The organism is Mesorhizobium sp. P171375 (assembly GCF_057786075.1).
The window spans coordinates 5,453,638-5,466,476 of the sequence record NZ_JBYNWF010000001.1 but is presented as its reverse complement, the minus strand read 5'-3'; the positions used below and the strand labels follow the sequence as shown (position 1 = coordinate 5,466,476).

The 12,839-nt window shown below is 63.5% G+C and carries 13 protein-coding genes; 9 read left to right on the top strand and 4 right to left on the bottom strand.

What is annotated here, in order from left to right; genetic code table 11:
* The first annotated feature begins 4 nt into the window (after positions 1-4).
* From hflK to ACYHH6_RS26710, 4 genes are all read left to right on the top strand, one after another.
* The gene (gene hflK / locus ACYHH6_RS26725) at positions 5-1,123 is read left to right on the top strand and encodes an FtsH protease activity modulator HflK (RefSeq protein WP_352583994.1); all 1,119 of its coding nucleotides are present in this window, start codon (positions 5-7) and stop codon (positions 1,121-1,123) included.
* Positions 1,123-2,067, top strand: coding sequence for a protease modulator HflC (gene hflC / locus ACYHH6_RS26720; protein WP_112560445.1), 945 nt, complete (start codon positions 1,123-1,125; stop codon positions 2,065-2,067). The genes hflK and hflC overlap by 1 nt, the downstream gene beginning before the upstream one ends.
* Before the next feature lie 4 nt (positions 2,068-2,071).
* A complete protein-coding gene (locus tag ACYHH6_RS26715; protein WP_112560446.1) occupies positions 2,072-2,257 on the top strand; it encodes a DUF2065 domain-containing protein in 186 nt (61 codons plus the stop codon).
* Positions 2,258-2,400: 143 nt separating this feature from the next.
* Positions 2,401-3,918 carry a DegQ family serine endoprotease gene (locus ACYHH6_RS26710; RefSeq protein WP_488500488.1) on the top strand — a complete coding sequence of 506 codons (1,518 nt, stop codon included), beginning with the start codon at positions 2,401-2,403 and terminating at the stop codon, positions 3,916-3,918.
* Between the two features lie 46 nt (positions 3,919-3,964).
* On the opposite strand, the gene ACYHH6_RS26705 is transcribed toward ACYHH6_RS26710, so the two are convergent.
* Positions 3,965-4,537, bottom strand: coding sequence for a GNAT family N-acetyltransferase (locus ACYHH6_RS26705; RefSeq protein WP_352583998.1), 573 nt, complete (start codon positions 4,535-4,537; stop codon positions 3,965-3,967).
* Positions 4,534-5,421 carry a phosphoserine phosphatase SerB gene (serB, locus tag ACYHH6_RS26700; protein WP_352583999.1) on the bottom strand — a complete coding sequence of 296 codons (888 nt, stop codon included), beginning with the start codon at positions 5,419-5,421 and terminating at the stop codon, positions 4,534-4,536. The genes ACYHH6_RS26705 and serB overlap by 4 nt, the downstream gene beginning before the upstream one ends.
* Between serB and miaA the strand changes: the two genes are divergently transcribed.
* Together miaA and ACYHH6_RS26690 are read left to right on the top strand one after the other, a co-directional pair.
* Positions 5,411-6,379, top strand: a complete 969-nt coding sequence (miaA, locus tag ACYHH6_RS26695) for a tRNA (adenosine(37)-N6)-dimethylallyltransferase MiaA (RefSeq protein WP_352584001.1) — start codon at positions 5,411-5,413, stop codon at positions 6,377-6,379. The two genes, serB and miaA, sit on opposite strands and share 11 nt — an antisense overlap.
* Positions 6,380-6,510: 131 nt before the next feature.
* On the top strand, positions 6,511-7,302 hold the full coding sequence (locus tag ACYHH6_RS26690) for a GGDEF domain-containing protein (protein WP_352559184.1): 792 nt from the start codon (positions 6,511-6,513) through the stop codon (positions 7,300-7,302).
* Between the two features lie 217 nt (positions 7,303-7,519).
* Here the strand turns inward: ACYHH6_RS26690 and ACYHH6_RS26685 are convergent, their stop codons facing one another.
* Entirely contained in the window at positions 7,520-9,346 is a 1,827-nt protein-coding gene (locus ACYHH6_RS26685) for an ATP-binding protein (RefSeq protein ID WP_352584003.1), read from the bottom strand.
* A 152-nt stretch (positions 9,347-9,498) separates the two neighbouring features.
* Here ACYHH6_RS26685 and ACYHH6_RS26680 point away from each other — a divergent pair, with 152 nt between their 5' ends.
* Genes ACYHH6_RS26680 through ACYHH6_RS26670 form a run of 3 tightly spaced genes read left to right on the top strand, consistent with a single transcriptional unit; the run spans position 9,499 to position 10,921 of the window.
* Complete coding sequence (locus ACYHH6_RS26680; protein ID WP_352584005.1) at positions 9,499-10,065, top strand: helix-turn-helix domain-containing protein; 567 nt, start codon at positions 9,499-9,501, stop codon at positions 10,063-10,065.
* Positions 10,066-10,069: 4 nt separating this feature from the next.
* Positions 10,070-10,378 (top strand): hypothetical protein, encoded by a 309-nt coding sequence (locus tag ACYHH6_RS26675; RefSeq protein WP_352584007.1) that lies wholly within the window; start codon positions 10,070-10,072, stop codon positions 10,376-10,378.
* A gap of 15 nt (positions 10,379-10,393) precedes the next feature.
* Positions 10,394-10,921, top strand: coding sequence for a GNAT family N-acetyltransferase (locus ACYHH6_RS26670; RefSeq protein ID WP_352584008.1), 528 nt, complete (start codon positions 10,394-10,396; stop codon positions 10,919-10,921).
* A 10-nt stretch (positions 10,922-10,931) separates the two neighbouring features.
* Here ACYHH6_RS26670 and ACYHH6_RS26665 read toward each other — a convergent pair whose 3' ends face one another.
* Positions 10,932-12,734, bottom strand: a complete 1,803-nt coding sequence (locus tag ACYHH6_RS26665) for an NAD(P)-binding domain-containing protein (protein WP_352584010.1) — start codon at positions 12,732-12,734, stop codon at positions 10,932-10,934.
* Positions 12,735-12,839 lie beyond the last annotated feature (105 nt).

Genomic DNA, 12,839 nt, shown 5'->3' with positions numbered 1-12,839 from the left:
ATTCATGCCCTGGAACGACAAGAGCGGTGGCGGCGGCGGCCCATGGGGCGGCGGCGGCAACAATCAGGGACCCTGGGGGCAGGGACCAAAGGGGCCTGGCGGCCCGCAAGGGTCACCTCCCGATCTCGAGGACATCATCCGCCGTGGCCAGGACCGGCTGCGGCGCGCGCTGCCCGGTGGCGGCGGCGCCAGCCCGGCCGTCTTTGCGCTGATCGCAGCGGCACTGGTCGTGCTGTGGGCGTTCAAGGCGGTCTATACCGTGCAGCCGGACGAGGTTGCGGTCGAACTGCGCTTCGGCAAGCCGAAGCCGGAGCTGTCGCAGCCGGGTCTGCATTTCCATTGGTGGCCCGTTGAAACCGTCGAGACGGCCAACATCGCCGAGCAACTCGTCGATATCGGCGGCGGCGGCGCGACGAGCGGCAACACTTCCGGGCTGATGCTGACCGGCGACCAGAATATCGTTAACGTCCAATTCTCGGTGGCCTACCAGGTCTCCGATCCAAGGGCCTATCTGTTCGACGTCTCCGATCCCGAAGGCATGCTGCAGCAGGTCGCTGAAAGCGCCATGCGTGAAGCAGTCGGCCGGCGACCCGCCCAGGACATTTTCCGCGACGATCGCCAGGGCATCGCCGCATCGGTGCGCGAAATCATCCAGACGACGCTGGACGGCTACAAGGCCGGCCTGAACGTCAACGCGGTTTCGATCGAGGACGCGGCGCCGCCGCGTGAAGTGGCGGACGCGTTCGACGAAGTGCAGCGCGCCGAACAGGACGAGGACAAGTTCGTCGAGCAAGCCAACCAGTATTCCAACCAGAAGCTCGGCCAGGCGCGCGGCGAGGCGGCACAGGTCCGTGAAGACGCGGCGGCCTACAAGAACCGTGTCGTGCAGGAGGCCGAAGGCGAGGCGCAGCGCTTCATCTCGGTCTATGACGAATATGCCAAGGCCCCCGATGTGACGCGCAAGCGCCTTTATCTGGAAACGATGGAGAAGGTCCTGAAAGACTCCAACAAGGTCATCGTCGAACAGGGCAATGGGCAAGGGGTCGTCCCCTATTTGCCGCTGCCGGCGCTGCAGCCGAAGGCGCCGGCGCCCCTTGGCGCCACGACCGGAGGAACCCAGTGATGGCCAATCGTCTTCCCATCCTCGCCGTCATCGCGGCCGTGCTTCTGTTCCTGATCTACTCCTCGGTCTTCGTGGTCAACGCGCGCCAGCAGGCGCTCGTGCTGCGGTTCGGCGAAATCGTCGATGTCAAGAATGAGCCCGGCATCTATTTCAAGGCGCCTTTCGCCTTCTTCGATGCCGACAGCGTGCAATTGATCGAAAACAGGGTGCTGCGCTTCGATCTCGACAACATCCGCGTCCAGGTTTCGGGCGGCAAGTTCTACGAGGTCGATGCTTTCATCGCTTACCGCATCTCGGATCCGCGCGTGTTCCGCTCCGCCGTGTCCGGTCAGATCACACTGGCCGAAGCCCGACTGAGGACGCGTCTCGACGCAGCGTTGCGCCGTGTCTACGGTCTGCGCGACTTCGAAGCGGCGCTCTCGGAAGAGCGGGCCGTGATGATGCGCGAAGTGCGCGATCAGCTTCGGCCGGACGCGACGTCGCTCGGCCTGCAGATCGAGGATGTGCGCATCCGCCGGACCGACCTGACGGCTGAGGTTTCGCAGCAGACTTTCGACCGCATGAAGGCCGAACGTCTGGCCGAGGCCGAACGGCTGAGAGCGCGCGGCAAAGAGGCCGCGCAGCGCATCACCGCACGCGCCGACCGCGAGGTGGTGGAAATCGTCGCCGAAGCGCGCAAGGAATCGGAAATCCTGCGCGGTGAGGGCGAGGCCCAGCGCAGCGCGACTTTCGCCGATGCCTACAAACGCGATCCGGCCTTCTTCGACTTCTACCGGTCGATGAATGCCTACGGCACGGCGCTGGACAACTCCGGGACGACGATGGTGCTGTCGCCGAACTCGGAGTTCTTCCGCTTCTTCCGCAATCCGGATGGCACGGACGCGAAGCCTGCGGCCCCGGCGGCACCTGCCGCGCCGGCAGCGCAACCTGCACCCGCCCAGTAGGGCGGTGCAGGATTTTCTTGCGGCCATAGGCCTGGTCCTCGTCGTCGAGGGCCTGGTCTATGGCGGTTTCCCCGGCCTTGCCAAACGCCTTGCCGGCGAAGTGCTGTCGATGCCTGAAAATGCGCTCCGCATCGTCGGGCTGGCGGCCATCGCCATCGGCGTCGGCATTGTCTGGCTGGTGCGTGGCTGAGGATCGCTGATATCAGGTGTAACGGAGGATTTATCCTCCCGATGTGGTCATAGCCGCAGATGTGCCGTATTTCTTGCCAACATGACGCGACGCGGCGTTTTGCCGAAGCGCTTTTTCTTTTCAGCAATTCCGGGAGGCTCTCGATGACATCCAACACCCTTCTGCGCGCCGCGCGGCGGACGTTCATCGCAGGTGCTGCGGCACTTATGGTCGGCGCGCTTGCCGTTCCGGCTTTCGTGACGCCGACGGTGGCCGCGAACGGACCGGCTTCGGTCGCCGATCTCGCCGAAGGCCTGCTCGGCGCGGTGGTCAACATCTCGACCTCGCAGACCGTGAAGGGCACGGAAGGTCCGGGCGCGGTGCCGATGCCGCAACTGCCGGAGGGCTCGCCGTTCCAGGATTTCTTCGACGATTTCTTCAAGAACCGTGGCGGCGACAAGGATGGCGGCTCGCAAAAGGTGCAGTCGCTGGGCTCCGGCTTCGTCGTCGATGCCGAGCAGGGCATTGTCGTGACCAATAATCACGTGATTGCCGATGCCGACGACATCGAGGTGAATTTCTCCGACGGCGTGACGCTGAAGGCGACGCTGGTCGGCACCGACACCAAGACCGACGTCGCGGTGCTCAAGGTCGACCCGAAGGGCCACAAGCTGACGGCGGTGAAGTTCGGCGATTCCAACAAGATGCGCGTCGGCGACTGGGTGATGGCGATCGGCAATCCGTTCGGCCTCGGCGGCACGGTGACGGTCGGCATCGTCTCGGCCCGCAACCGCGACATCAATTCCGGCCCCTATGACGACTTCATCCAGACCGACGCCGCCATCAACCGCGGCAATTCCGGTGGACCGTTGTTCAACAGCGTGGGTGAAGTCATCGGCATCAATACCGCGATCATCTCGCCGTCGGGCGGTTCGATCGGCATCGGCTTCTCCATCCCCTCGCAGATCGCCTCGGGCGTCGTCGACCAGTTGCGCCAGTTCGGCGAAACCCGCCGCGGCTGGCTCGGCGTGCGCATCCAGCCGGTGACCGACGACATCGCCGAAAGCCTCGGCATGGCGACCGCCAAGGGCGCGCTGGTTGCCGGCGTCATCAAGGGCGGACCGGTCGACAACGGAACAATTCTCGCCGGCGACGTCATCATCAAGTTCGACGGCAAGGACATTCATGAAATGCGCGACCTGCCGCGCGTCGTGGCGGAAAGCCCGGTCGGCAAGGCGGTCGACGTGATCATCGTGCGCAAGGGCGTCGAGCAGACGGTGAAGGTGACGCTCGGCCGGCTCGAGGACGGCGAGAAGCTCGCCAGCGGCGAAGACGGCACGACCGACGAGGACAAGGGCGGCGACAAGGCGCCGGCGGTGTCGACGGCTTCGGTGCTCGGCATGACCGTCGGCGAACTCAATGACGAGACGCGGACCAAGTTCGGCATCGCGGCCGATGTGTCGGGAGTCGTCATCACCGACGTTACCAAGGACTCGGCTGCGGCCGAGCGCGGTATCCAGGCCGGCGAGGTGATCACCGAGATCGCCCAGGAATTGGTCGCGACCCCGAAGGACGTCATGGACCGGATCGGCGCGCTGAAGGAACAGGGGCGCAAGAATGCGCTCTTGATGCTGGCGTCCAAGACCGGCGAGTTGCGGTTTGTCACGATCCGGATGGATTGAGTCCGGTCAGGCCTGCAACGATCTGATTTCGAAATGAAAAGGGCGGCTAGCGAGCCGCCCTTTTTCGTGCCTGCCAGTCCTTGCGCGATAGGGCGTAGAGGACATGCCGCTTGAGATGCGGGTGGCTGTCAGGGATGGACGGGTGGTCGAAATCGCGAGCCGGGTCAGGGCTCATGCCAAGACGCTCCATGACGGCCGTCGAGCGGCGGTTGGCCGCGACGGCGAAGGAGACGATTTCGTCGCGGTCAAGCGTTTCGAAGCCAAAGGCGAGCCATGCTTCGGAGGCCTCGGTGACATAGCCCTTGCCCCAGAATTCCGGCGCCAGCCGCCAGCCGATCTCGATCGTATCGGAAGGCATGGACGGCACGTGATCGGTCTCCAAGAGGCCGACAAAGCCAATGCATTCGCCCGTCGCGGCAATCTCGGCGGCGGCAAAACCAAAGCCGTCCTCGGCGATCCAACCCCGAAATTCGTCCATCTTGGCATCCGTCTCGACACGGTCGCGGCGGAACGGAAAGAATTCCATCACCCGCTCGTCCGAATTGATGCGGTGGAAGAGTTCGCGGTCGCGTTCTTCCCAGTTGCGCAGGATCAGGCGTTCGGTGCGCATCGGTTTCATACGACGAATTCCTCCTGCCGGTAGCCCTGCACATAAAGCAGCGCGGTGAGATCGCCATGGTCGATGCGGACTTTGGCTTCGGCGGCGACGGTGGGTTTGGCGTGGAGCGCAACACCGGTGCCGGCAAGCCGGATCATGTCGAGATCGTTGGCGCCGTCGCCGACGGCAATGGCGTCGGCCGGCGTCAGGCCCAGGCGAGCCGAAATCTCGTTCAGCGCATCGGCCTTGGCGGCGCGGCCGAGGATCGGCTCGGCGACCAGGCCGGCAAAGCGCCCGTTTTCCTCGATCAGGCGGTTGGCGCGGTTTTCCTGGAAGCCGAGCATGTCCGCGATGCGGCTGGTGAACACGTCGAAGCCACCGGAGACGAGTGCCGTCCAGGCGCCATTGGCCCGCATCGTCTGCACCAGAGCGCGACCGCCCGACGCCAGCGTCAGGCGGTTGGCGATGATGCGGTCGACAACGGCGGTATCGAGGCCTTTCAGCAGCGCCACGCGTTCCCGTAAGGCGGGCTCGAAGGCGATCTCGCCATTCATCGAGCGCGCCGTGATGGCGGCAACGCGATCTTTGACGCCGATCTCGTCGGCCAGTTCGTCGATGCATTCCTGGTCGATCATGGTCGAATCCATGTCGGCGAGCAGTATTGTCTTGCGGCGCGTGTCGGCCTTCTGGACGATCACGTCGACAGGCTCGGAGGCAAGCGCAGCGCGCAAGGCGGCAATCGTCTCAGTGGTTTCAGCCCCTTCGGCCAACACCAGATCGCACGCAACGCCTTCACCCAGCCAGCGAACAGCGCTTGCGCCGACCGAGCGTGAGGCCATATTCGCAAGCGAGGCCGACACGGTGCGGCGGACGGGGTGGGATACAAGCGTGGCGATGAGCGGCATCGAAAATTCCAGCGGGCAGGCGGGCGAGGGCCGCGTGAAGAACGCGATCCTGATAGCCGGGCCGACCGCGAGCGGCAAGTCGGCACTGGCGCTCGATCTCGCCGAGCGCAAGGACGGTGTCATCGTCAACACCGATTCCATGCAGGGCTATTCGGTGCTCGATGTGCTGACGGCGCGGCCGAACGCGGCCGAACTTGGCCGCGCGCCGCACTTTCTCTACGGCCACGTGCATCCCTCCACCGCCTATTCCACCGGTGCCTGGCTGCGCGACGTGATGAAGCTGATCGATGACGGTACGCTTGCCCGGCGGCCCGATGGCCCTCCCTTTGAGCGACCGGTGATTTTCGTCGGCGGCACCGGGCTTTATTTTCGCGCCCTTGCCGAGGGCATTTCGGAAATGCCGGACATTCCGCAGCAGGTGCGCGACCGCTGGCGCTACGAGTTGAAGGAGCAAGGCGCGGCCAAGCTGCATCGCCTCCTGATGCACGAGGATTCGGCGGTTGCTATGCAGCTGAAGCCGACCGACGGCCAGCGCATCGTGCGGGCGCTGGAGGTGCTTGACGCCTCCGGCCGCTCCATTCTCGAATGGCAAGCGGCGCGTGGCCGGCCGCTGATCGACCGCGACAGCGCGCGTTTCTTCGTCATCGAACCGGACCGCGCGGCCCTTGTCGAGCGGATTGAGAGCCGGTTCGACCGTATGCTCGATCTTGGCGCTCTCGATGAAGTCAAACGCCTTGTGGCGCTTGGCCTCGATCCTGATTTGCCGGCGATGAAGGCAATCGGCGTTCGCGAACTCTCGGCCGCGATGGCTGATAACATCAGCTTCCCTGAGGCCATCGAGCGCTGCAAGGCCGCGACGCGGCAATATGCCAAGAGGCAAACGACGTGGTTTCGCCATCAGCTGGGGCCGGAATGGCTAAGATTGCAGCCTGGTGACGACCTGCAAACCGCGATTTGATTCTCCTGCTGCTAATACAATTAAAGAAACAGGATCCGGAATGAATATTCCCGTTCCGGTTGTCTGGGTTAACTGTCCGTAAGGCGCCGTCATGCCATAAATCAGGCAGGTACTTTTCCAACGGGGAGCAGATGCGTTTCCACAAGGCGGAATCCGCATTTTTCGTCTTTATTTTCGTGATCCTCGCCGCAGGCCTGGTGACACTTCATGCCTATGGCCTTTTGCAGGGCATCGCCGCCGACATGGATACGGCTTCCCGCATCGAGAGGATCGTCTACCTCAACAGGCTGCTGTTCATCACCGGGGTGCTCCTGGCGACGGCGCTATTCTTCGGTGTGTTCTTCATCTACCCGCTAATCCGCAGACAGGCGACGGAAGAGGGCAAGCTGCGGGCGATGACGGTGTCGCTCAGCGCCCGTTCGGAAACGTTGCAGCATGCGGCGCTGACCGATGGTCTCACCGGCATGCAGAACCGGCGCTATTTCGACGATGCGCTGAAGGAATATCTCGAAGAATTCCGCCGCATCGAAAAGCCCGTCGGGCTGATGATCCTCGACCTCGACCATTTCAAGCAGGTCAACGACACACATGGCCACGATGTCGGCGACGAGGTGCTGAGGGCAGTCGCCAATTGCCTCAAAGGTATGACTCGCTATCACGACGTGGTGGCGCGGCTCGGCGGCGAGGAGTTCGCCGTGGTCACGCCCAACATGGATGCGGAGTTGTTGGCGAAATTCGCCGAACGCATCCGCAAGGCAGTTGCCAATATGTCGGTGCTGTCGGGCAATGTCCGCCTCAAGATCACCACCAGCGTCGGACTTGCGGTCTGGGACCGCAAGGAAACGGCCGAGGAATTTTACCGCCGCGCCGACCGCCAGCTCTATGAGGCGAAGAGGCAGGGCCGCAACCGCGTCTGCGCCTAAAATCCCGGCATTAAATTCGTGAGGCTGGCCGCCTGCTGCTGCCCTCTGCGCATCCGGTGCTCACGGACTTAATGTCCGCTCCGCTCCGGTTCTCGAAGACAGCACCATTCGACTCAGCCTGACGAATTTTCTGACGGAATTTACCCAAGCGGGCCAACGAAGCCGGGCCTTGGACGCCGACGCGGCTTTGTTCGGCAAAAGGACGTTACGCTGAAGCTCAATCGTTCTGCGGGCGTATGCCGAAGGTGGCGGGCTTCAGGCCGTAGCGCATGTCGAAATCGTCGTCTGGCTGGACGCGCGGCGCTGGCGGCTTGCGGTAATCTGGATCGCCGGCCTGGCGGCCGGTATCCACGACCTCGGCGAAGGCCATCTGCTGCTGAGGCTTCGGCACGTTGCGCAGCCGCTCGACGATCGCGGCGAGATCGACATCGCCGTCGACATCCGACTCCAGATCGTCGCGCTTGGCTGTGCCGGGGATTAGCTCCTGCGCGAGCTTTTCGAATTTCAGCCGCATGGTCGTCGCTACGCCTTCACCGAAGGCGATGGCTTCGCGCTGACCCATGGAAGACAGGAAGGCCAGCGTCGAGGCGGAGGAATCGGCGATCGCCGAGCGGATGATTGCCTGGTCCTGCTCGTTGGCCAGGCGCATGGCAAAGAAGGTCGAGCATTGCGACAGGATGGTCGGATCAAGTTCGCCCGGACGCTGGGTGACGACGCCGAGATAGCAGCCATATTTGCGGCCTTCCTTGGCGATGCGCGACAACGCATGCCTTGTCGGCGCGAAGCCGAGCCGCGGATCGGCCGGCATGTAGCGATGCGCTTCCTCGCACAGCAGCAAAAGTTTCAGCCGGCCTTCGCTCCACAGAGCGAGGTCGAAGGCGAGGCGCGCCAGCACGGAGCAGACGGAATTGACCACTTCGGACGGCATGCCGGCCATCTCGAAGCAGGTCACCGGGCGGCCATGATGCGGCACCCGGAAAATGTTGCCGATCGTCTCGTGGATCGTATCCTCGATCAGCCGCGAATTGAACATGAAGCGATAGCGCGGGTCGGATGCCGCCGACTCGATGCGCGTCTTCAGCGATTTCAGCGTCGGGCGGTCGTTCTTGCTTTCCAGGAGGCCCATGCGCTCGTCGATCTGCTTGATGAGATCGACCATGCGGTAGGGCACTGGCGTGTCGGCGGTCAGCGCATCGCTGCCGCGCCGCACATAGGAGCCGGAATTCGGGTTGCGGTAGAGATTCTTGGCGGCGGGGATCAGGTCACGCAGCACATCGACCTCTTCCGGCACGACCTCTCGGCCGCGAAACAGCACCTCGGCGAATTCCTCCAGCCTGAACATCCAGAACGGCAAATCGAGCGTCTTGGAGTCCACCTTGACGCAGAATTCCGGTAGCGACGCGGCGAATTCATTGTGAGGATCGAGGATGAGGATGCGCAAATCGGGCCGGGCGGCGATCGACTTGCGCAAGAGCAGCGAGACCGCCGTGGATTTGCCGACGCCTGTCGTGCCGACAATGGCGAAGTGGCGCGCCAGCGTGTCGTCGATGGCAATGTTGGCGTCGATCGCCTCGTCCTGCGACAGCGTGCCGATGGTGATCGAATGACGCCCGGCGAGGTCATAGACCGCCTGCAGGTCGCGGCTGCGGATGCGGTGGGCGATGGCGCCGATATGGGGATAGGTGGTGATGCCTCGGTCGAAAATCGGACGGTCGCCGGGCTCGGCGCCGTCGCGCACCTCGCCGATCAACTCGACGTTCACCTCGATCGGGTTCTGCCCCTCATTGCTCCAGGCGCGATCCGACTTGCCGATCTCATAGACCAGGCCAACCGTGCGCGATGTCCCGAGGTTGATGGAGATCATCTTGCCGACCGTCCACAGGCCGGTGACCGCCCCTTCGATGTCGTCGGCGTAGGCGCTGATCGTGGCGCGGGCGCCGTCGCACTGCACGACATTGCCCAGAATGCGCTTGTCGTTCTGCTCGGCGCGGCGGCGCTCCTGCGAGGTCGGTTCGCCGACGGAGGCTTCGCGCTCGACAAACATACGGTCCGATCCCCATTTCCCTGGAGCGTTGACCCTAGACAAATGGGGTTAAGGTGGCGTGATGCGGGATGGTGTAGCAGGCGTTAACCCGTTAGCGAAAATTCAACCGACCGGCCTCTTTCCCAATGCTGAAATTTCGATATATTGGACTAATGACTGATATAGCGAACGATATATCCGCCACGATCGGCAAAAGAATCCACGCCGAAAGAACCGCGCGCAACTGGTCGCTGGCGGAGCTGGCGGACCGCTCCGGCGTCTCCAAAGCCATGCTCAGCACCATCGAACGGGGCATGACCAGCCCGACCGCGGCGCTCTTGGTGCGCATCGCCGCCGCCTTCGGCATGACGCTGTCGACGCTGATTGCGCGCGCCGAGCAGCAAGGCGGCGGCCTGCTGCGCGAAAGCGAGCAGCCGGTGTGGCGAGATCCCGGCACCGGTTACGTCCGGCGGCATCTGTCGCCGGTCTCAGATATGCCGCTCGAACTGATCCGGGTGCAATTGCCGGCGGGCGCCAAGGTAAGCTTCCCGGCAGCGTCCTATGCCTTCATCAAGCAGCAGATGTGGCTGATCTCCGGACGTCTCGAATTCACCGAGGGCGATGTCGTGCACAGTCTCGAGCCCGGCGACTGCCTGGCGCTCGGCGCACCGTCAGACTGCACGTTCCACGCCCTCGGGCCGCAGCCCGCCGACTATCTGGTCGCGCTGGTCAGGGGCTGAGGTCGTGGCAAGACGTCCCAAGCGCTCCGATAATGGCGGACCGCCGCTCGACGACTACAAAGGCCCGCCATGGGGCAAGGGCGATCCATACATCTTCCTCGCCTGGAAGGCAGCGCACGCCAAGGCGTGGAAGGCGCCGAGCCGTGACGTCATGCTGATGCGCATGGAAAAGGCCGAACGGCTCGGCCTGACCTACGAGGAATACACGCTCGAAATCCTCGAACGCGGGCTGCACCTGCAGCCGAAAGATGCCGATCGCATCACCGCGATCAAGGCAGGACGAAAACGGCGCCGCGTCGTGCGTCTGGATTAGCAAGGGACATCACGCATGAGTTCCATCGAAATCAAGGTCCTGACCCGTGACGCTGCAACGCTAGCCGCGCTGGTCGACACGCTGATCGAGACGGTCGCGGCCGGCGGCTCGGTCAGCTTCATGCATCCCTTGTCCCGGCAGGCGGCGGAAGGCTTCTGGGACCAGTCGCTGACGGCTGCAGAGAGAGGTGAAAGGGTGGTGCTGGGCGCCTGGGACGGCGATGCTCTCGTCGGCACCGTGACCTTGCTGCTCGATTTCCCTGACAACCAGCCGCACCGCGCCGAGATCGCCAAATTGATGACCCGGCTCGCACATCGCGGCAAGGGCATAGCGAGCCGGCTGATGCGCGCCGCGGAAACCCTCGCCGCCGAGAAAGGCCGCACGCTGCTGGTGCTGGACACCGCGACGGAAGAGGGCGCTTCGGGCCTCTACGAAAAACTCGGCTTCACGCTCACCGGCGAAATACCGGACTTTGCCCTGAAGCCGCATGGTGGCCTGACCGGCACGCTCATCTACTGGAAGCGCATCGGCCAGTCTCGGTAACTATCCTTCGCTAACCCTTGTGATGAACCTGCTGCAGCGCATAGACCGGCGTCGCGATGCCTTCCATCCGTGCCTTGAGCTGCAGCGACAGGAACTGCGAATAGTGGCGCGACTGATGCAGGTTGCCGCCATGGAACCACAGCGCCTCCTGCTGCGTCGGCTTCCACATGTTGCGCAGCTCGCCTTCCCAGGGCCCGGGATCCTTGGTGGTGTTGGAGCCAAGGCCCCAGCATTTGCCGACCTTGTCTGCGACCTCCCGTGAGATCAAATCGGCCGCCCAGCCATTCATCGAGCCGTAGCCGGTGGCGTAGACAATGAGATCGGCCGGCAGTTCGGATCCGTCGCTGAGCAGCACCGAGTGCGCCTTGACCTCCTTTACCTCGACGCCGCTCTTCAGCTTGATCGAGCCGTCGATGATCAGGTCGGAGGCGCCGACATCGATGTAGTAGCCGGAGCCGCGCCTCAGATACTTCATGAACAGGCCGGAGCCGTCGTCGCCCCAGTCGAGCATGAAGCCGGCCTTCTCCAGGCCCTTGTAGAAGCTGGCGTCGCGCTTCTTCATCTCCGCATAGGCCGGGATCTGGAATTCGTGCAGGATCTTGTAGGGCAGGGAGGCGAAGACAAGGTCGGCCTTGGCGGTGGTCATGCCGCTCTCGACCGCCTTTTCCGAATAGAGCGAGCCCAGCCCGATCTCCATCAGCGTGTCCGACTTGACGATATGCGTGGTCGAGCGCTGCACCATGGTGACGTCGGCGCCGGCCTCCCAAAGGGCGGCCGCAATGTCGTGGGCTGAATTGTTGGAACCAATGATAACAGCCTTCTTGCCGACATAGGCGTCGGGGCCGGGATGCTTCGAGGAGTGATGCTGGTCGCCCTTGAAGCTTTCCATGCCCTTGAAGTTCGGCATGTTGGCCTTGCCGGACTGGCCCGTGGCCAGCACCAGCTGCTTCGGCTTCAGCGTGATGTCCTTGCCGTCGCGGCGCACGACAACCGTCCATTCTTTTTTCTTGTCGTCGTAGACAGCGCTCTTGGCCTCGCTCGAGGACCAGTAATTCAGCTCCATCACCTTGGCGTACATTTCCAGCCAGTCGCCGATCTTGTCCTTGGGCGCGAAGACCGGCCAGTTCCTGGGAAAATCGATATAGGGCAGATGGTCGTACCAAACGGGGTCGTGCAGGCAGAGCGACTTGTAGCGCCTGCGCCAGCTGTCGCCGGCGCGCTCGTTCTTCTCGACGATGATGGTCGGCACGCCGAGTTGCCGCAGACGCGCGCCGAGCGCGATGCCGCCCTGGCCGCCGCCGATGATCAGCGTGTAGGGCTGCGTCTTGAAGCCGAGTTCGGCGGCTTCCTTCTCGCGCTCCTCCTTCCACGTCGGCCGGTTCTTGCCATGGCCGTGCTTGGCGCCGAGCGGGCGGTCGAAGCCGGCCGGTTCCTCATGGCCCTTGAGCTCGACCATTGTGGTGAGCAGCGTCCAGATCTTGCCGTCCTTCAGCCTGATATGACCGAAGCCGCGCGCCACCGCTGTCTCGAAGCTGATCCAGCCGTCCAGCACGCCGTCGCTTTCGCTCGCGTCCTCGCCCTTGGCGATCGCCCAGTTCGACGGTTTGGTCTTCGCCAACTGGCTGACCAGCATGTCGCGCACCTGATCGCGGCCCTCCATCGTCTTGATGTTCCAGGTGAAGGTGACGAGATCGCGCCAGTAACAATCCTCCTGAAAGCAGGCGACGGCCTTGTCGATATCGCCGGCGCTGAGTGCCGCGCCGAAGGTATCGAGCAGGTCTGAGAGCTTCTTATTGGGGGCCCTGTCGAGCATTGAATTTCCTCCGCGATTTTTCCTGGCCGCCTGTAGCGAGCGGAACCCTGCCGAAGCTTGACGTCCGGCTTCGCGCAGTATCGCGGCAAATCATGCGCCGCGTCA